The sequence below is a fragment of the Tunturiibacter gelidiferens genome (assembly GCF_051013345.1).
Classification (GTDB): domain Bacteria; phylum Acidobacteriota; class Terriglobia; order Terriglobales; family Acidobacteriaceae; genus Edaphobacter; species Edaphobacter gelidiferens_A.
Window position 1 is genome coordinate 4550996 of the sequence record NZ_CP132939.1, and the last position, 17004, is coordinate 4567999.

Annotated in this window: 19 protein-coding genes and 1 pseudogene; 16 read left to right on the forward strand and 4 right to left on the reverse strand. The window is 56.0% G+C overall.

The window, feature by feature from the left end; genetic code table 11:
- Nucleotides 1-4: 4 nt before the first annotated feature.
- Both RBB80_RS22725 and RBB80_RS22730 read left to right on the forward strand, forming a co-directional pair.
- On the forward strand, nt 5-712 hold the full coding sequence (locus RBB80_RS22725) for a hypothetical protein (protein WP_433964623.1): 708 nt from the start codon (nt 5-7) through the stop codon (nt 710-712).
- On the forward strand, nt 709-1626 hold the full coding sequence (locus tag RBB80_RS22730) for an ATP-grasp domain-containing protein (protein WP_433964624.1): 918 nt from the start codon (nt 709-711) through the stop codon (nt 1624-1626). The genes RBB80_RS22725 and RBB80_RS22730 overlap by 4 nt, the downstream gene beginning before the upstream one ends.
- 199 nt (nt 1627-1825) lie before the next feature.
- On the opposite strand, the gene RBB80_RS22735 is transcribed toward RBB80_RS22730, so the two are convergent.
- Entirely contained in the window at nt 1826-3058 is a 1233-nt protein-coding gene (locus RBB80_RS22735) for an IS110 family transposase (RefSeq protein ID WP_433964625.1), read from the reverse strand.
- Between the two features lie 359 nt (nt 3059-3417).
- Here RBB80_RS22735 and RBB80_RS22740 point away from each other — a divergent pair, with 359 nt between their 5' ends.
- The 6 genes and pseudogenes from RBB80_RS22740 to RBB80_RS22765 all read left to right on the forward strand — a co-directional run bounded on the left by RBB80_RS22740 (nt 3418) and on the right by RBB80_RS22765 (nt 6807).
- Entirely contained in the window at nt 3418-3777 is a 360-nt protein-coding gene (locus RBB80_RS22740) for a transposase (protein WP_433964626.1), read from the forward strand.
- Nucleotides 3758-3928, forward strand: a pseudogene (locus tag RBB80_RS22745) (integrase core domain-containing protein); the annotation flags it as partial. The gene RBB80_RS22740 and the pseudogene RBB80_RS22745, both read left to right, overlap by 20 nt.
- Before the next feature lie 312 nt (nt 3929-4240).
- Entirely contained in the window at nt 4241-4471 is a 231-nt protein-coding gene (locus RBB80_RS22750; RefSeq protein ID WP_433964627.1) for a hypothetical protein, read from the forward strand.
- A gap of 439 nt (nt 4472-4910) precedes the next feature.
- Nucleotides 4911-5663 carry an AAA family ATPase gene (locus RBB80_RS22755; RefSeq protein WP_433964628.1) on the forward strand — a complete coding sequence of 251 codons (753 nt, stop codon included), beginning with the start codon at nt 4911-4913 and terminating at the stop codon, nt 5661-5663.
- A gap of 41 nt (nt 5664-5704) precedes the next feature.
- Nucleotides 5705-6595, forward strand: a complete 891-nt coding sequence (locus tag RBB80_RS22760) for a hypothetical protein (RefSeq protein WP_433970092.1) — start codon at nt 5705-5707, stop codon at nt 6593-6595.
- Nucleotides 6496-6807, forward strand: a complete 312-nt coding sequence (locus tag RBB80_RS22765) for a S8 family serine peptidase (RefSeq protein ID WP_433964629.1) — start codon at nt 6496-6498, stop codon at nt 6805-6807. Before RBB80_RS22760 ends, RBB80_RS22765 begins: the two co-directional genes overlap by 100 nt.
- On the opposite strand, the gene RBB80_RS22770 is transcribed toward RBB80_RS22765, so the two are convergent.
- Nucleotides 6721-8535 (reverse strand): FG-GAP repeat domain-containing protein, encoded by a 1815-nt coding sequence (locus tag RBB80_RS22770; protein WP_433964630.1) that lies wholly within the window; start codon nt 8533-8535, stop codon nt 6721-6723. The genes RBB80_RS22765 and RBB80_RS22770 overlap by 87 nt on opposite strands.
- 251 nt (nt 8536-8786) lie before the next feature.
- Nucleotides 8787-9008, reverse strand: coding sequence for a hypothetical protein (locus RBB80_RS22775; protein WP_433969822.1), 222 nt, complete (start codon nt 9006-9008; stop codon nt 8787-8789).
- Between the two features lie 572 nt (nt 9009-9580).
- On the opposite strand from RBB80_RS22775, the gene RBB80_RS22780 reads away from it, so the two are divergent.
- The 8 genes from RBB80_RS22780 (at nt 9581) to RBB80_RS22815 (ending at nt 16592) form a co-directional block, all read left to right on the forward strand.
- Nucleotides 9581-10195: a tyrosine-type recombinase/integrase gene (locus tag RBB80_RS22780; RefSeq protein WP_433969823.1), complete on the forward strand. Its 615-nt coding sequence runs from the start codon at nt 9581-9583 to the stop codon at nt 10193-10195.
- 422 nt (nt 10196-10617) lie between these two features.
- The gene (locus tag RBB80_RS22785; RefSeq protein ID WP_433964631.1) at nt 10618-12228 is read left to right on the forward strand and encodes an MFS transporter; all 1611 of its coding nucleotides are present in this window, start codon (nt 10618-10620) and stop codon (nt 12226-12228) included.
- A 456-nt stretch (nt 12229-12684) separates the two neighbouring features.
- On the forward strand, nt 12685-13119 hold the full coding sequence (locus RBB80_RS22790; RefSeq protein ID WP_433964632.1) for a universal stress protein: 435 nt from the start codon (nt 12685-12687) through the stop codon (nt 13117-13119).
- Between the two features lie 66 nt (nt 13120-13185).
- Complete coding sequence (locus RBB80_RS22795; RefSeq protein ID WP_433964633.1) at nt 13186-14340, forward strand: HlyD family secretion protein; 1155 nt, start codon at nt 13186-13188, stop codon at nt 14338-14340.
- Nucleotides 14341-14812: 472 nt separating this feature from the next.
- On the forward strand, nt 14813-15094 hold the full coding sequence (locus tag RBB80_RS22800; protein ID WP_433964634.1) for a hypothetical protein: 282 nt from the start codon (nt 14813-14815) through the stop codon (nt 15092-15094).
- A gap of 32 nt (nt 15095-15126) precedes the next feature.
- A complete protein-coding gene (locus RBB80_RS22805; protein ID WP_433969825.1) occupies nt 15127-15798 on the forward strand; it encodes a TolC family protein in 672 nt (223 codons plus the stop codon).
- A 68-nt stretch (nt 15799-15866) separates the two neighbouring features.
- A complete protein-coding gene (locus RBB80_RS22810; protein WP_433964635.1) occupies nt 15867-16079 on the forward strand; it encodes a hypothetical protein in 213 nt (70 codons plus the stop codon).
- 42 nt (nt 16080-16121) lie between these two features.
- Entirely contained in the window at nt 16122-16592 is a 471-nt protein-coding gene (locus RBB80_RS22815; RefSeq protein WP_433964636.1) for a hypothetical protein, read from the forward strand.
- On the opposite strand, the gene RBB80_RS22820 is transcribed toward RBB80_RS22815, so the two are convergent.
- Nucleotides 16562-16972: a response regulator gene (locus RBB80_RS22820; protein ID WP_433964637.1), complete on the reverse strand. Its 411-nt coding sequence runs from the start codon at nt 16970-16972 to the stop codon at nt 16562-16564. The genes RBB80_RS22815 and RBB80_RS22820 overlap by 31 nt on opposite strands.
- Nucleotides 16973-17004 lie beyond the last annotated feature (32 nt).

A 17004-nucleotide genomic window follows, 5' to 3' on the forward strand; every position in this document is an offset into this window, starting at 1 on the left:
CGGAATGCTCGTAATACTATCCAGCGCCCATGATTCGACTGCCCGGTCCGTGGTCGAGGCATGGGCGCCCTGGGGCGCCGCGCTGTGCACACCCGCCGACCTCTCGACGTCCGGCTGGCGCTACTCGGCCGGCAAGCCCGATGAGGGAGCAGCGGTCGTCGCCGGCCAGATTGTCCCGGTATCGACGATCACTGGTGTACTCACCCGATTGCCAGCAATTCACGCGGATATGTTGCCGCATATCCACGCCGCCGATCGCGATTACGTCGCGAGCGAGATGACCGCGTTCCTGATTGCCTTCCTCTCGTCGTTGCCGTGCAGGCTGCTCAATCGGCCCACTGCGGGCTCGCTACTTGGCCCCGCCTGGCGGCCCGAGCAGTGGACTCGCACTGCCGCGAAGGCCGGAATCCCAGTGCGGCCAATCCATCGCAGCGTTCGGCTGAGCGCGCTATCGGCACCTGAATCGGAGATTGCGGCCGAGGTCACCGTGATCGGCGATCGCATCCTAGGCGGAGTCGAACCTTCACTGGCCGCATGGGCGCATTCACTCGCCCAGGCCGCCGGGGTCGGCATGCTGACTCTAGGTTTTGCACTATACGGCAGCGGCTTGGCGCTCGCCAGCGCCAATCCAATGCCCGACTTGAATTCCCACGAGAAAATCGACGCCGCACGCGAATTTCTGCTAGCCGACTCCAAGGAGCAGCGGCCATGATCCTTCTCTGGGGCCTGCCCCGCGACGGGCCGTTGCGCGCGGTGTATTCCGCTCTCAAAAGCCGCAATGCGCCCGTGTGTCTCTTTGATCAGCACTCCATCGCCTCCGCAACCCTGGATCTGAACGTAGGCGCGACTGTCCACGGAACCCTGCAATGGGATGGCAATGCGCTAGCACTCGAAGCCGTCACCGCCATCTATGCCCGCCCCTACGATGTCCGGCGGCTGCCCATGTTGAGCGAAGCGGGCCCATTGTCACCGCTCTGGCATCACGGCATGGCGCTCGACGACGGAATGCAGGCCTGGGTCGAGGTCACCCCGGCGCTTGTGGTCAACCGGCCCTCCATGATGGCCTCCAATAGCTCGAAGCCCTACCAGGCCGAGCTAATCCGCGCCGCCGGCCTAGACCTCCCGGACACGCTAGTCACCACCGACGCCAAGGCCGCGATGGCCTTTCACGAATACCATGGATCGGTCATCTACAAGTCAACGAGCGGGGTGCGCAGTATCGTCTCGCGGCTCGGGCCAGAGCATAAAGAGCGTCTCATGGACATCGGCAACTGTCCCACGCAGTTTCAGCAATACATCCCCGGCGCCGACTACCGTGTGCACGTTGTTGGCGACAGAGTCTTCGCCGCGCAGATAGTCTCGGACGCCGACGATTACCGCTACGCCGGCCGCTCCGGAGGTAGGACCGAAATCCGTGCATGTACGCTCGAACCGGAATTAAGTGAGCGATGCCGCCGACTGGCGGCTGAGTTGGGTTTGTTCTTCGCGGGCGTCGATCTGCGCCGTTCTCCAGAGGGTCGCTGGTATTGTTTCGAGGTCAACCCATCCCCTGGTTTCACTTTCTACCAGGAGGCCACTGGTCAGAAGATTGCGGAATCGGTAGCAAGCCTGCTGGCTGACGCATGATCGGAAACCACGGCAGCAACGCGGCGCCTGTGGCGAAGTCCCTTTCAACCAGCAGTTCGCCGCGCATGCTTTGGTTGGGAAGTCCGGTAGGCATCTCAGGGCGAGTGACGGGCTAATCGTACGAAGCTCGGATCTCCCCTTGCCGCTTGCCAACTCAGGTAGTGAATGATAAAGGACATTGTTCTGAGAATAGGCAGCTCTACTCGACGGCAAACGTGTTGTATCCGAGCTTCTTCAGGCAACGTATATGGTGCTGAGCACGTTCGACATTCCGGTCGTCCCGCGTGATGGCAGGATCTTCTCGGTAGGGCATCTTTGCTGAGAGAACTGCGTGGATGGTCTTGAGGAGCGTGTGTCCGAGTGCCACGATGGCCCGCTTGTTTCCGCAGCGGGTTCTCAAGGCGTGGTAGCGTGACTGCAGCCGCGATCCCCTTCGGTTGGTGGCGGCCCATGCGCTCTGCGTCAGCGTTGTTTTGAGCCAGACGTTTCCCCGGTTCGTACGAACGCTCTTCTTGACGCCCGCACTCTCGTGGTTCGCCGGACATAGCCCGGACCAGGAGCTGAGTTGCGCTGCTGTAGGGAACTGTTCCATGTCAGCGCCTATCTCGGCTAGTATGCTGGCGGCGGATTCTTCCTTGATACCTGGAATGCTCTGGAGCAGATGGAACGCTTCGGCTAGTGCTGGGGCTTCCATGCGCCGTCGGATCTCCTGATTGAGCGCCTCAACCTCCTGGTCCAGGAACTCAAGATGACGGAGCGCATGCCGAATGAGGAACCGCTGATGGCCGCTCAACCGATGATCGGCAACAGAAGCCACTATTTGCGGAATCTTCTCTCGGGCCTTCTTCTTGGCCAGATTGGCAATCTGCTCTGCGGTCATTTGACCATCGAGAAGCGCTGCGAGCATCAGTTTGCCTGACACACAGAAGACGTCTGACAACACGTCACCAAGTTTGACGTTCGCATCTTCAAGCACCTTCTGAACCCGGTTCCGCTCCCTTGAGTTCTCCCCGATCAGCTGCCTCCGCCGACGCGTAAGGTCTCGCAGTTCACGAATTGCGAGCGGCGGGATGAAGCTTGGCCGGATCATGCCATGACGAAGCAGATGGGCCAACCATCGGCTATCGTTAGGATCGGTCTTGTGTCCACGCCTATTTTGCACGTCCGCGGCGTTCGCCAGGATCACGTGGACGCAGGCCTCAAGCAGATTGAATACCGGCTTCCAGTAGCTTCCGGTGCTCTCCATCACGGCGTGGGTGCAACCTTCAGCGACCAGCCATTCGGCGAGCCGCTGAAGCTCGCTCACAATCGTGCCAAACTTCTTGATCTGCGTGCGGGGTTCATCTTTTGCGCCGCCGGTCATGACGCAGACCACGACGAACTTCTTACCAACATCGATGCCGGCACATCGCTCGATAATCGCTTCGATCATCTACTCCTCCAGTGCGGACAAGCAGCCGGCGGCGGGTTGGGCATATTGTTCTACGGGCTCAGAAGAGGCGCCAGTCAGGTGTACGTGAGCCACCGGCGGGTCAGATTATCATTCGGGGTCGAACCACCAATAAGTCCGCGACCCTTTACCTGTTCGCACCTGAAGTCTCCACCCCACCGAGGCTTTACGTCAACGTAAACCCTTCTCATCCTCAGGTGCGGCCGCACTGCGGCCATCGATGATTATCATGCATCGTTCGCAGTCGCGACGTTGACCCAAAACCCAAAAACTAAGCCGCTGTGAAGTTGAGAGATCGCCGCCTGCCGTGGTTCTCTGGAACGAGAGAGGAGAGCCTGGAGATGGCGAAGCGAGGACACGGCGAAGAGGAGATTCTGCGAGTGTTGCGGGAGGCGGAGTCTGGGGACACGGTGGTCGAGGTCTGCCGCAAGCATGGGATCAGTCAGCAGACGTTTTATCTGTGGAAGAAGAAGTATGCGGGGTTGGGATTGCAGGAGCTGCGCGAGCTGCGACAGTTGCGCGAGGAGAACGCGAAGCTGAAGCGCCTGGTGGCGGATCTGAGCCTGGACCGGCATATCCTTCAGGAGATTATCGCAAAAAACTGTAAGGCCTCGTGCGCGACGCGAGCTGGCGGAGTGGGCGCAAGCTGTCCATGCCTTGAGCCAGCGGCGGGCGGCAAGGCTGGCCGACGCTCGGCGTAAGCTGCATCTTTGGCGGCTGGATTACAACCATCACCGTCCGCACTCCGCGCTGGATGACCGAACCCCGGCAGAGTTCGCCGCCACGTGCAGCGGTGGAATCTTAGCAAAGAACAACAATTCCTCAACCCTGTTGCTTGAGGTCCTCACTTGAGCTACCCTCACCGCAATTCTGCCGGTCAACCCGGCACAAACCGAACCGCGCAGGCCGAAATCTCCAACGAAATTTGGCTCAGTTTTCCGGTGCAGGTCATTACGAGAAGACTCCAGTCTCAACTGGTAGAGTTTCCCGGGGGCAGGTCAGTGGCACACTGCTGCAGAACATACCCACATGATTCACTATGTCTTTCGAGGAATACACCACGGCCCGACACTCGTACAGGCTCGTTCGACACATCGGCGGTCACTACTTCCGCAATCCGGACAAGATCGTCGACCATGGCTCTTCTGCCGTTAGTTTCGGGGGATGCCCGGGAAGGCAGCGGGGAAAGCCGTCCTGACTGGCGGGTATCACGCTGGAAGACTTACGCTGAAGCACGGTCCCACTGCCGTAAAGTTTGGCGGGAACGTTGCGGCGAAAAGCGGAATCGCGATCGGGACGATGGTTTGGACGCTTGGTCCGAAGGTCGCCAAACACAGCGCCAACCTTCACGAGAGATCGTGGCCGCCCGGCACATCAAGCGCATGTCACGCCTGAAGAGTCTTCGATGTGCTCCGAATTCCCTGCAAATTCAAGAACCGGGAAAGGCAATAAGCGACCAGCTTCCCACTTCAGGCATGAGCTTTTCTGGAGTAGTTTGATAACCCCGTGCTACCCTGTCCACCAAGGAAGGTCTAGAGTCTCGGATCCCTTAGAATGACATTATGGCCACCGCGCGGCAAATCGTAGCACTACTGAGTAGCCACAACCAAGGAGACAAGAGCAGTTTCTTGCGATCGCTCTACAGGTTGCCGCTGCAGAGGCGAAGCGCGGTCGTCAGAATGTCGCTGAAGAACTGCGCGGTCTTGTGGAACTCGCGCGTGACAGGCGACGTTCCAACCTGACCTTGGGGCAGAGGCAAGACGTAGTCGTCCCTATCACCAAGCCTCGCGGAGAATTGCAGAATCTCCTCCAGACAGTCGAATCGAGGGTTGATTTGGATGATCTGGTGCTTAATTCGGAGATTAGGAGTCGGTTGACGTCGCTGACGTCTCAGCAGAAAAAGCGCGACAAGCTAAGAGCTTTTGGTTTGAAACCGAGCTCGAAACTCCTGTTAGTGGGGCCTCCCGGATCAGGGAAGACGATGACTGCTTCTGCGATTGCGGGGGATCTACACCTGCCGCTCTTTAGCGTTCGACTGGACACAGTGATCACTCGATTCATGGGCGAGACTGCTACCAAACTGCGACTGATTTTTGATCAGATCCGGTCGATCCGAGGCGTGTACCTGTTCGACGAATTTGACGCTCTTGGCGGAAAACGTACTGCTGACAATGACGTTGGTGAAATGCGTCGAGTCCTCAACTCTTTCTTGCAGTTTTTGGAAGAGCCAAATTCCACTGACAGCGTGGTCATCGCTGCGACAAATCACCCCGATCTGCTCGACCGGGCTCTTTTTCGCCGGTTCGATGAGATCGTGGAATATGGCATGCCCGATGAAGACCTGATAAGGCAGATTCTCGGCTTGCGGCTGGGACAGTTCGGATTCGAAGACCTCGTATGGGCGCACATTTCGAAGTTCACAGAAGGCCTTAGTCAGGCAGAACTCACCCGCGCCTCGGAGGACTCGATCAAGCAATCGATCCTTAGCGGTAGACAAAAAATATCACTAGAGGATCTGACTACATCCTTGCATCGGCGGCGTGCGCTGCGTGAGACACTGCTTCATCTGTCGGAACAGACGACGTAATTTGTAGCATTTCTTTAGAAAGCCACTTCCTTGGATGGAGCATGTCGAACGACCGTAGAGAAGTACCGGCACATAATCTCGACCACATTCGAATCGAAACCTTCATCAGAGAAGGGCGTTACAGCCCCCCTCCCCGAAGCATCTCGGCAGAAGGCCTTCGCAGGAACAACGTAAGCCATGGTCACGCACTAAGCGGGCAGCTGTCTGCCGCCTACGCTCGCGCCAAGTCAGAGATCGCAGCAATGCGAACGGACGCAAGAGATGCCGCCGATATCGAAGCGCCTGGGGTTTATCTCGAATTGCATTCTGCGCAGAACGCAGATATCTCCGACTTTCAGTGGGAACAGAAGGGCATCCGCATTGGAGCTCTCAAGCAGAACCAGGCGGGCGTTCAATCCGCTGCCCTCTTGGTACCAAATCAAGCGAGCGCCTTTCTTGAGGAAAAGCTGACCGCCTATGGCAGAGCCGTTGAGGGTGAGCGTCGGCCAGCGAATGAGGCGAAGGTCGCTAACATTCAAACGATATCGGAGGCTACGCTACAAACTCTTTGGACTGATCTCAGAGCGCTCCCCGTTGATTTTGACGAATTGGTCTGGTGGGAGTGTTGGGTTTGGAGGGGAGGCGAAAAGCGCTTTCATGCTGCTGCACAACGATTGGAAATCAGAGTCAGCGATCGCCATCTGATCTTTCCTGAGGTGACGTTGCTGCCCGTATATGCAAACACATCAAATTTCCAAAGGTTATTAGCTCTTAGCGGTTCTGTAGAGCAAGTTCGCTATGCCTCTGACTCTCCGGCCTTCTTCACACGCACAGCCAAGCGGGAGCAGCCGCTTTGGGTCGAGGACCTTGTAGCGAGAGTTTTCCCCCGAAGGCTGAAGCTCCTGCCGTCTGCCTGCTCGACAATGGCGTTGCGCGTGCACATCCTCTGCTAAGTCTCGGAATCAGCGAAAACGACTGTTTATCAGTCGATCCGGCGTGGGGTGTTGATGATCATGACCCCTTCGGCCATGGTACGAGCATGGCTGGCACTATTCTCTATAGCGATCTCACGTATCCTTTAGCCGACCAGCGACAAGTGCAGCTCGATTTCGTGCTGGAGTCGATGAAGTTTATACCTCCGCCTGGCTTCGTTTGTCGTTGTTGAGGTCGGCGGCGAGAAGCGAACTCGCGGGGTTGAAGGACGATTGCGTTGCGAGGAGAACGGGTGTTCCAAAGGTGCCGTCACCGTTGCCGGGAAAGGCGATGATGGCCTGGTTGGATTCGCCTTGATTTGGCTGGTTGCCGATGCGGAGACGACGATGTCGAGATGGCCGTCGCCGTTGAAGTCTCCGGTTGCGGCGTGGACGGCTCCGGTAATGTGGAGGTCGACAGCGGCGGAGGCGGGCTGGAAGCTGCCGTCACCGTTCCCTTTGTAGAAGAAGAGCTGGGAGTCAGGAACGATTTCCTGCATTGAGACGCCGGGAAGAATGGCGACGACATCGGGGCGGCCGTCGCCATTGAAGTCTGCGGCTAACAGAAATTCACCGGCAGTGGCGGAGATCTGACTGGTAACGGCGAGTGTTCCGTCGCCGCGGCCTACCGCTGTGGTGAGGTTGCCGTTGTCGCCGATGAAGGCGATGTCTGTGAGGCCGTCTCGGTTGAAGTCGGCGGTGACGAAGCCGGTGGGGCCGGCGGGGAGATTGGGCAGGCCCTGAAACGTACCGTCGCCGTTGCCGGGGAGTAGCGTTACGCCGCTCGGTGTAAAGAAGACGAGGTTAGTGTTGCCGTTGCTGCTGGTTTCCTGGAGAGGACTTCCGGCGATGGCGTAGGTCTGGCCGAAACCGAATCCTCCGTTGCCATCGTCGAGCAGAATGGTGGTGGCGGGGCCGCCCAGGGCTAGATCGATGTTGCTGCCATTGTCGGAGGCCCTTGCGGGGGCGAGGGAGGTGTAGTTTATCGAGGGATCAAGGGACAGGCTGGAGCCGGGAGTAAGCTTTCCGCTGGAGTTGCCGAGGAGGACCTGGATGGTTTGAGGTTCGCCGGCAAAGGGTGGCTTGGCGATGTAGACGATGTCGGAGATGCCGTCGCGATTGACATCAGCGATGACGGCTGCGCCAGCGGAGATGGTTTGTTGAGGTTGGGGAGGCTGAAGGGTGCCGTCCCCGTTACCGGTGTAGGTGACGAACTGGAAGCCGAGGTTGCCACTGTCTGCGTTTGCCGTGCCGAGCAGGTCGGGTTTGCCGTCGCCGTTAAAGTCTCCGGAGCCGATGAGGCGGAACTGTATTGAAGGGACGGAGTAACTTGTGGGAGATGTGAGCGTGCCGGGGGAGTTGTTGCCCTGGTTGAGAAGAACGATGACGGAGGATGGGTTGGAGATGACTACGTCAGGGAAGCCATCGGCGTTGAGATCGGGTAAGGGAATGAGAACGGATGTGGCGGGGACAGCGTAGTAGACGGGTTTCTGGAAGGTGCCATCGCCGTTGCCAAAGAGAACGGCGACGAAACCCTCGGCACAGGTGAGCACGACGTCCTGTTTTTGATCCTTATTCATGTCCGCCACCATGAGTGAGGTGACCGAGGTGCAGTTGAGGGAGCCGGTGACGACTGGCTTGGGGTTTGTGTTGGCGCCCTGGTTGAGGAGAACGGTCAACGTGGCGAATTGCTGGCTTGGTGTGGGTGTGGGTGGCGGGGAGTAGATGAGGTCGGGTTGTCCATCGCCGTTGAAGTCGCCGATTGCGGGAGTCGATACGGTGCCGATGGGGAGAGAGTTGGCGATGGGGAAGAGAGGCGGTTGACTTTGGGCGATGGCTGGAATCTGGGGTGACGCGCTCAGAAGAAAAATGAGAATGAAGTACAGGATGGACCGAGGTTTCAACCAAGGGTACGCAATCATTCGAGGAGTCCTTCAGGGGCAACATGAAATTTAACAGGCTTGCAGGCTATGGTTGTCGCTTTGGCGTCATTGAATTGTCATTTGTTCGTGTGAATGGGGATGCACAGGCGGTGAAGGTGAGGATGGAAATTGGAGCAGTTGGGTGCAATAGGTGGCACGGAACTTGTGCAGGAACCAACGTTCACACTCTTCCCTGCCCTTGCATATCTCGCAGTGGCCACAATTCCACCCCGCATCCTTCACAAGTTTTTTCAGCAACCGCAGCAGATGAATTTCGGGTCTGTTCTTCGCGTTTCCAATGACAAGCTCTTCTCTGGATTGTCCCTTTTGTACTTCTTGAGCCTCTTCAGAAGATCATCAGGGACAGGCATAGACCGTTCCTCTTTGCCTTTGATACGAAACCCAAGGGCAGGTTTTGAATGGATCGTGAGCGTCTTCGTGGTGAATGAAATATCCGGCCATTCGAGATACATGGCTTCCTGCTCCCTCAGCCCAGTCTTGAGCAACAGATTGAAGACGAGCAAGTGATAGGGATCGGATAAGGGATGCGAAAGAGGGATTCAAATCGCCGCTCTGCGAGACGGTCGAGATTTCCCTTCCCCGTTGTACCAGTTTGTTACCAGTTTGCTACCAGTTGTAGTATGTTTTACTCACATCGAACGATATGAAACCGCATCGTTCGATAAAATTCAACATCGCTCATGCCCGCGTCGTTATTGGATATTTGCGATTATGTGATTGAATCTGTTGCTTTTATCGATGGTGGATCTTTCGAATCCCTGTCTCTCCGCCATAAAAGATCCAAAGACATCCAAGTAAATCCAACGAAGTCGCTAAAACCCAAGTAAATGCTGAGTTTAGCCAATTTGTTGTCCAGAGACGTTTCAAGGCGTCCGTCTGAAGCCACGTTTCCAGAGGGGGTATTCTGATTCCGCAGCGGGGGATTTTCAGAAAGCGGGATCTGGAGGCTTATGGCACTGTCAGATACGGCGATCAGAAAGCAAAGGCAACGGAGAAGGCCTACAGCATAAGCGACGGAGAGGGCCTGTACCTTTGGGTCACTCCGTCAGGTGGAAAGCTTTGGCGTTGGGGATACCGATTTGAGAGCAAAGAAAAGCTCATGTCCTTCGGGAAATACCCCGACGTGTCGTTGGCCCAAGCAAGAGATCGTCATAAGGAAGCACGGAAGCTGCTGGCCTCAAAGATTGACCCTATGGCGCAGCGAAAGGCTGACAAGACGTTTGAACGCACCGCCAGCGAGAACTCTTTCGCTAACGTTGCCGCTCTGTGGTGGAAACACTGGTCAGTCGGGAAAAACTCTCGTCACGTTCTACAGGTAACGCGACGAATGAACGCGGATATCCTGCCACGCTTGGGAACACGTCCCATAGCCGAAATTAAAGCACCCGAAGTAGTGGAAATGGTCAAGGCTATTCAAACGCGGGGTGCAAGGGATATTGCAAAACGTGCCCTTGAGACCGTTGGTCAGATATTCGGCTATGGAAATCGCTCACGGGTACGCAGAGTACAACCCTTGCCAAACAATTTAAGACGAGCGTCGTACTTCAAGCTGTACCCAAAACCAACTACGCCCGAATCGATGCTAAAGAGTTGTCAACGCTTCTCAAGCGAATTGAGATTTATCAAGCTACCCCTGTAAGGGCTTCTCCAGTAGCTGGATTTACGATGCAATATGGCACGGTGAGCTCCTTTGCAGTTCGCGCGACAGTCAACTACCACCGCATCGCGCGGCGTGCGTCGCCAAATATGTCGAGTTGCACGCAGCCGGAATGAAATATTCCAGCAGATGAACAGCGTGATTAGCAACTGTCAGACCTTGATGAATTACATTTTCTAGTAGACGAACCGTAAGCGTCCGCCAAGCGCCGTATAGACATCATGCGGTGAGTGCGATACCAGCTTTATATAATTGGCGCCGTTGCGCGGTGTATTTAGCATCACGACAAGCAAAGACAGATGACCCAGCCGGATGATCAATCTAAGGGACGGAACGATGGCATTCTGGATATAAGGATCGTAAATGTCTGTAAAATGGAGTTGATCCGTGACGGAACTTCCTAAATGACGACCTCAGAGACCACAGGTCAATCTTCCCCCTCAAAATCCGTTCAGCCCCAATTCACCACCAACCCATACGTGGGAATTTTGGCGGTCTTCTTGGGCGCGGGGCTTGCTACGCTGAGCAGTCGATTACTTAGCGTCGGCCTCCCCGATCTGCGAGGCGCCCTCGGCGTTAGTTTCGATGACGCATCCTGGCTTCCAACCGCGTTCAACATGGCGACGATGTTCAGTGGCGTATTTATCGTTTTTCTGAACGCCTTTTGGGGTCCGCGCAGAATTCTGCTGCCGGCTGCCGCGATCTTCGCGGCCGCATCTTTCCTGCTGCCGTTTGCGCTGAACTACCAGGTGATGTTAGCGCTGGTGATCGTCGCAGGTCTCGCGTCAGGCACCTTCTACTCTCTCACGATGACCTTCGTGTTGACCAACCTTCCGAAGCGGCTGATCATCTTCGGGATCGCCGCGTATGCGGCGGACATCGTCTTCGTCAGTAACATCGCGAATTTGCTGGAGGGATGGTACATCGACCATCTTTCCTGGCGTTGGATCTTCTGGAATGCCGCACTATTCACCCCACTGATGATGGTCTGTATCCATTTCGGAATTCCGCGCCGGACCAACGCAGAACCCAGGCCGAGTTGGCGCGGGTTCACTTACTTCAGTTTGAGCCTTGCTCTTTTATACGGGGCTCTGGATCAAGGACAGCGGCTGGACTGGCTGAACTCCGGTACTATCGTCGGGATGCTCGTCGCGGGACTCTTTCTGCTTGGGGCGACCATCGTGAGACGCATCGTCCAGCCCAATCCAATCGTGAACCTCAAGTTTCTAAACACTCGGAACATCATCATCCTCGCCACATCCATCTTCGTGTTCAAGTTCATGCACCTGTCCACGATTGTGCTCGTACCAGGCTTCCTCGGCAACATCCAACATTACCGGGCGCTGGAGACCGGACACACGCTTGCCTGGGTGGCCCTGCCGATGTTCGCGATGGTGTGGCTGGTGGCCACAATCATCATCTACACGAACTCGCGGCTGGTCCTGGCGCTTGGACTTACCGTGGGAGCGATATGCTGTTTGCGTTGGGCACACGTGGATACTTCGTGGTCAGGGAATAGCTTCGAAATAGTGGAGCTTCTGCTGTCTCTCGGATTGGCAGGTGCATACATCGGTTTGGTGAGCAGCATTGTCTTGGAAGCGCTCGAATCGGGCGCCCTGACAAGCGCCTCTAACGTCGCCACATTCTCCGGATTCATGCACCTGATGCGAATCTTCGGCGGCCAGATCGGGGTAGTTGCGATGACTCGCTTCATCGCCGTGCGGGAGCAGTTTCACTCCAACATGCTGGGGCTGTATGTACAAAGCGGCAGCTGGCTTACCGATCACCGAGTGCGGGTGCTAGCGGGCGGAGTACTGCTGCGGTCCAGTGATGGGCAAGAGGCACAGCAACGCGCTGCCACTATTCTTGGCCTGCAAGTGCGGGCGCAGGCGTACACACTGGCGACGTCAGATGGATTCGTCCTCATCGTGTGGGTAGTGATTGTTTATCTCCTCATCATGCTGCTTCTAAGGCCAGGCAAGATCACCTTCAACGACCTTAGAAAGATGCAATGAATCGAGTTGTTCGGTCTGCGTTGGCGCTCCCTCGATGACCAGAACGCGCTGCCCCTTACCAAAACTGTGTAGCTGCGAACGCTCAGGCCCTTCGACAAGACTCCGGGCAGCTCACCAAGGTTCATCCACCTGGTGGCATGGTGTACGAACGATCTCTGGAAGATGCTGGAAGCGTGGAAGCGCTTGGTCTGGGCGGTTGCCACACAACACATCCAGCTCTTATAACCTTGGTTTATTATTCCGGATGGATGTGCTGCATCCACTAATTTCCACGGATGTCTTCTACGGGTTTACCGAGCGCCATCTAGGCGACCTTGTTCGCATACATCATCGTTCCATCATGCGCCATGATGCAAACACAAGCGGGTCACACGATCGCTACCAGAAACATGTAATAGCGACTGGCCGAGTTGAACTCATACGATAGAGCCAGAGTCAGTTCACTCGAGCCGCTTTATGTTCTCCAAGATCGTCGTAGCTTTGAATGATTTACCTGAGTCACAGCGTGCCCTTCGGGCGGGAATTGAACTCGCGCGTGCCTGCAAGGCGGAGTTCGCCACAGTGTCCATTCTGAGCGATCTTCCCGCCTACACCTCCTTTGCCATCGTCGTCGATCCAGAAATTCCCAACGTGATTAGGGAGGACCAGCGTCGGGCTCATGGTGAACTGCATGAGAAGGCGTCAATATTGGCGAAGGAGCATGGAGTTCTGGCAACCGGCTCGGTCATCGAAGGCCGAGAGATACAGGCGATGCTTCACTTTCTTAAAGAGCAACGTGCAGATCTGCTTGTAATTGGGCTTCACCAGCACGACTTCTATTTATCTCGACTGTGGAATTCGGTTTATGATCTCGCGCAGGAAGCTCCCTGCAGCGTGCTCGGCGTGCATTGAGCACGCTGGTCAGAATCAGCGAGATGTTTCAGTCGAAATGGGTTTAACCTAGGAGGATTTTGCGGCATGAGTATAAAACCGTTGATCATACCGCTGATTCTCTTGCTCGCTGCTGCGGGCCTTCTCTTCGGCATTGCCGGACATCTGACTGGGTGGCAAGGAAACCGACCCGACCAAGTGACGGATGACGCCTATTTGAGAGCGGACATGACGCCTCTAAGCACTCGAATCTCCGGAACAGTTCGCAAGGTGAACGTCAATGACTACCAGAGCGTCAAGGCGGGGCAGACCCTTATAGAGCTTGACAATGACGACTATCGAGCGGCGTTGAATCAGGCTCGGGCCGCCGTGGCCTCATCTGAAGCCTCGCTTGCGGACAATCAGGCGGCGAAGAGAATACAAGATGCTCAAATCGACGCGGCGAAGGCGGGGATCCTCCAGGCAGAGGCCACTATCAACGCCGCCAAAGCAGGCGTAGCTTCGACCTCACCCGAACTTGAGCGCGCTTTGACTGAGTTGCATCGTCAGCAGGCCCTATTCGACTCGAAGGCGGCAACTCACCAGCAATTGGAAGTGGCCACCGCTCAGCAGAGCCAGCTCAGCGGGGTGGTAGACGCGCGGAAAGCGGATCTCGCGCGCACCGAGGGTGCCCTGGCCACTAGCCAGAGTCAACTCGAGGCTGCGAAGCGCCAACGGGAGGCATTGAACACAAAAGATGATGTTTACAAAGCTGATATAGAGGCGAAGAAGGCTTCTATTGTCGTCGCCCAGGTGAACCTGGCCTATACGCGAATCGCGGCACCGACCGATGGGACGGTCGGGGAGCGCCATACCCTCCCCGGCCAATTGGTCACTCCTGGAACGCAAGTGATCGATCTAGTTCAGGACGAAGTCTGGGTGCAGGCGAACTTCAAAGAGACTCAACTAACCAATATGCGAGTCGGCGACACAGCAGATGTTCGGATCGATACCTTCCCAAACCGGGTGTTTCACGGGAAGGTCGAGCAACTCTCTCCCGCGAGCGGTTCTCAGTTCGCCCTTTTGCCGCCTGACAATGCTACTGGCAACTTCACCAAGGTCGTTCAACGAGTGCCCGTCAAGATTGTCTTTTTTCGGGACAGCCCTATCTCGATCGGCTGCGGCCGGGATTCTCGGCAGTCGTCACCGTTCATACCGGCAAGGCTGGAGGACGCTCGGACGGTGATCAATGACAGGTCCTGATGCCAACACGCAGGATACTCGCCCGGTAGTGACAACATATCCACTGTTGGGGGTTGCTGGCGCGCTCCTTGGCGCACTCATTGCAACATGCACGGGCCGCTTGATGTGCGTGGGTCTGGTAGATATCCGAGGTGCGTTGCATCTCGGAGTCGATGAGGGATCTTGGATCAACACCGCGTTCAATGCCTCCACGATGTTTATCCGGACCTTTTCCGTATACCTGGGAGGCCCCAGGCGACTACTTTTGCCCTGCGCATGGATCTTCACCGTCGCAAGCTTTTTGATTCCTTTCTGCCATTCCCTCGAAGCGGCAATCGCTCTGTTTGTCATTGCTAGCCTTAGACCGATGATCACATCAGCCTCCGCAGCGCGGCGAGAACTTCGAGCAGCAATTAGGCTTTGCTTGCCCTTGGCCTTCCTGGGGTCGACAATCGTTGCGACTTCAGCGGCACAACAATCCTCTGCGAATCCGATGCAATTGACGCTCGATCAGGCGATCAATCTTGCCCTGAAGCAAAATCATTCTGTTCACCTCCGTAGTCTTTCCGTCGAGCAGATGCAAAGCAAGAAAGATGAAGCAAGATCCAACTTCTTGCCTCAAATCAAGACGAGTGGCAGTGTTCTCCACGTGACCGAATTAGAAGGCGTCGCAATACCAGCAGGCGCATTTGGGAGCTATCCATCAACCGGGCCTGTACCATCGAAGCCGCTCTCCATCGATCAAGGCTCTGCTACCTGGTATACAGGGGAGTAGGCTTAGAGCAGCCTGTCACTCAGCTGTTCCGCATCCACCAGGCGAATGTTGCGGCAAAGGAGGATGTTCTCGTTGCGAAAACACAGCTTGACCAAACCCAGAATGCTATTGCGCTGCAAGTCCGCGAGCTCTACTACAACATATTGATCAACCAACAAAAGCTGAAGGCATCCCAGGATCAGTTGGCCGCAGCCCAGATCAAGGATGAAGAGAGCCGGAACGACGTAGCAAGGGGCAATGCGCTTGAAATATCTGCTCTTGAAAGTAAAGCAGCCATCCTGCAGGCGCGCCAGGACAGTTTGACCTTACGTCTGCAAGGAAACGATCTGCGGCGTCAGCTCGCGGATATTCTTGGACTTCCTGTTGAGACAGCAATTGATCTCGATCCCGGAGCGGCTGCTGTTGCGATTGACATTCCGTCGCGACTTGACGCAGTCCGGATCGCTCTCGATCAAAACCAAGACCTCAAAGCGGCTCGACAAACTCTTGTTAAGGCCCAAGCAGGCCTGGCCGCAGCCAAGGACGCCTACATCCCCGATGTGACGGCGCTCTCCCGTTACAGTTATCAGAGTGGTGTGCCGTTTCTCGTTCACAATTTCGGAACATTCGGGTTTGCGTTCAGCTACGATCTCTTTGACGGCGGCCGGCGAGAAGCGAAAATTCGGGGGCCCGGAGCGAAGTGTACTCTGCAGAAGTGGCTGTGAACAAGCTCCGGTCTGAGATTGAAGTTCAAGTGCAAGGCATTTTCGACAGAGTCGACGAGCTCAGGCAGATGGTTGATGTTGCCGAGCAGGTTTCGAAGGTCCGAGCTGAAGCGGCCAGGCTCGCCGATCGACAGTTCGAGCAGTCTGCTGCGCTCGACTCCGCCCGCAGTCAGAGTCACGCTAACTTGGCGAGCGCAACCGCATCCCTGCTGGAAGCAAGTTGTGGCCTCTCATTGGCGGAGGCAGACTTGAAGAGGGCGATCGGCCAGATGCCGCAATAGAAAGAATTTCATACGCAAGATGGTTCCTACACGAAAGGAGGGATGAACTATATGGATAGCACTCTAACCAGTGTTTTGGCTGCACTCGGCGGTTCAGTGATCGGAGCTACGACTCCGGTCTTTAGCAATTTCGTTCTCCAGCGAAGCCTGACGCAGCGAGAGCTGACCAATCGAGAAATAGCTCAGCGTGAAGAACTGTACTCCGAGTTCATACGTCAGGGAACGACTTGCTACGCAAAGGCGCTTTCGCAAAATCTGGAAAACATTGACGAAATTGTTGTGATGTATGCCCTGGTGAATCGGATCAGACTATTCGCATCTGTCAGCGTCCTCGAGGCAGCGGAAGCGTTTGTGACGAAACTCGTGGAGAGATACGGTGAGAAGAACATGAGCCTCGACCAAATCAAATCAGTGGCTCTGGAGCAGCATGCAGATCCCCTGAACGATTTCGCGCTAAAGTGCAGGGCGGAGCTTCGCGAGGTCTACGAACGAGCGACTTGGCGTCGCGGATAAACCCGAGGTTCATCCTTTACAAACCCCTTTAGAAGGTCCACCAGAGCATCGCCGTCAACCGGTTTACGGAAGAAGCCGACTGCTCCCTTTTCAAGGTAGAACGATTCCGACTTCTCGGAAGGCTTTCCGGTGATGATAACAACTGGCAATGCTCTAGCGGTATTGTTAATGTGGTGAAGCAAGCCAAGGCCACTCATCTGCCGCATCTCCACATCAGTGATGACGCAAGAGCTCTTTTGCAGACCGCCTGAGTCGAGAAACTCCTCCGCCGAAGAATAGCCTTCAGCTTTGTAACCGCAGGAGGCCAGTAAGTTGATCAACGACTCGAGAACTCGGAGATCATCATCAATGACTGCGATCGTACGGGCCTGCATGCCCATTGAAACCTCCGCTCCTCTGGTACGATCCTTAG

Coding starts and splice junctions, on each gene's coding strand:
- RBB80_RS22810 (WP_433964635.1), top strand. CDS start 15,867: ATGGTTGATGTTGCCGAGCAGGTTTCGAAGGTCCGAGCTGAAGCGGCC.
- RBB80_RS22750 (WP_433964627.1), top strand. CDS start 4,241: ATGCCCGGGAAGGCAGCGGGGAAAGCCGTCCTGACTGGCGGGTATCAC.
- RBB80_RS22760 (WP_433970092.1), top strand. CDS start 5,705: ATGTCGAACGACCGTAGAGAAGTACCGGCACATAATCTCGACCACATT.
- RBB80_RS22775 (WP_433969822.1), bottom strand. CDS start 9,008: ATGTATCTCGAATGGCCGGATATTTCATTCACCACGAAGACGCTCACG.
- RBB80_RS22800 (WP_433964634.1), top strand. CDS start 14,813: ATGCAATTGACGCTCGATCAGGCGATCAATCTTGCCCTGAAGCAAAAT.
- RBB80_RS22795 (WP_433964633.1), top strand. CDS start 13,186: ATGAGTATAAAACCGTTGATCATACCGCTGATTCTCTTGCTCGCTGCT.
- RBB80_RS22740 (WP_433964626.1), top strand. CDS start 3,418: ATGGCGAAGCGAGGACACGGCGAAGAGGAGATTCTGCGAGTGTTGCGG.
- RBB80_RS22725 (WP_433964623.1), top strand. CDS start 5: ATGCTCGTAATACTATCCAGCGCCCATGATTCGACTGCCCGGTCCGTG.
- RBB80_RS22785 (WP_433964631.1), top strand. CDS start 10,618: ATGACGACCTCAGAGACCACAGGTCAATCTTCCCCCTCAAAATCCGTT.
- RBB80_RS22770 (WP_433964630.1), bottom strand. CDS start 8,535: ATGATTGCGTACCCTTGGTTGAAACCTCGGTCCATCCTGTACTTCATT.
- RBB80_RS22815 (WP_433964636.1), top strand. CDS start 16,122: ATGAACTATATGGATAGCACTCTAACCAGTGTTTTGGCTGCACTCGGC.
- RBB80_RS22735 (WP_433964625.1), bottom strand. CDS start 3,058: ATGATCGAAGCGATTATCGAGCGATGTGCCGGCATCGATGTTGGTAAG.
- RBB80_RS22790 (WP_433964632.1), top strand. CDS start 12,685: ATGTTCTCCAAGATCGTCGTAGCTTTGAATGATTTACCTGAGTCACAG.
- RBB80_RS22820 (WP_433964637.1), bottom strand. CDS start 16,972: ATGGGCATGCAGGCCCGTACGATCGCAGTCATTGATGATGATCTCCGA.
- RBB80_RS22730 (WP_433964624.1), top strand. CDS start 709: ATGATCCTTCTCTGGGGCCTGCCCCGCGACGGGCCGTTGCGCGCGGTG.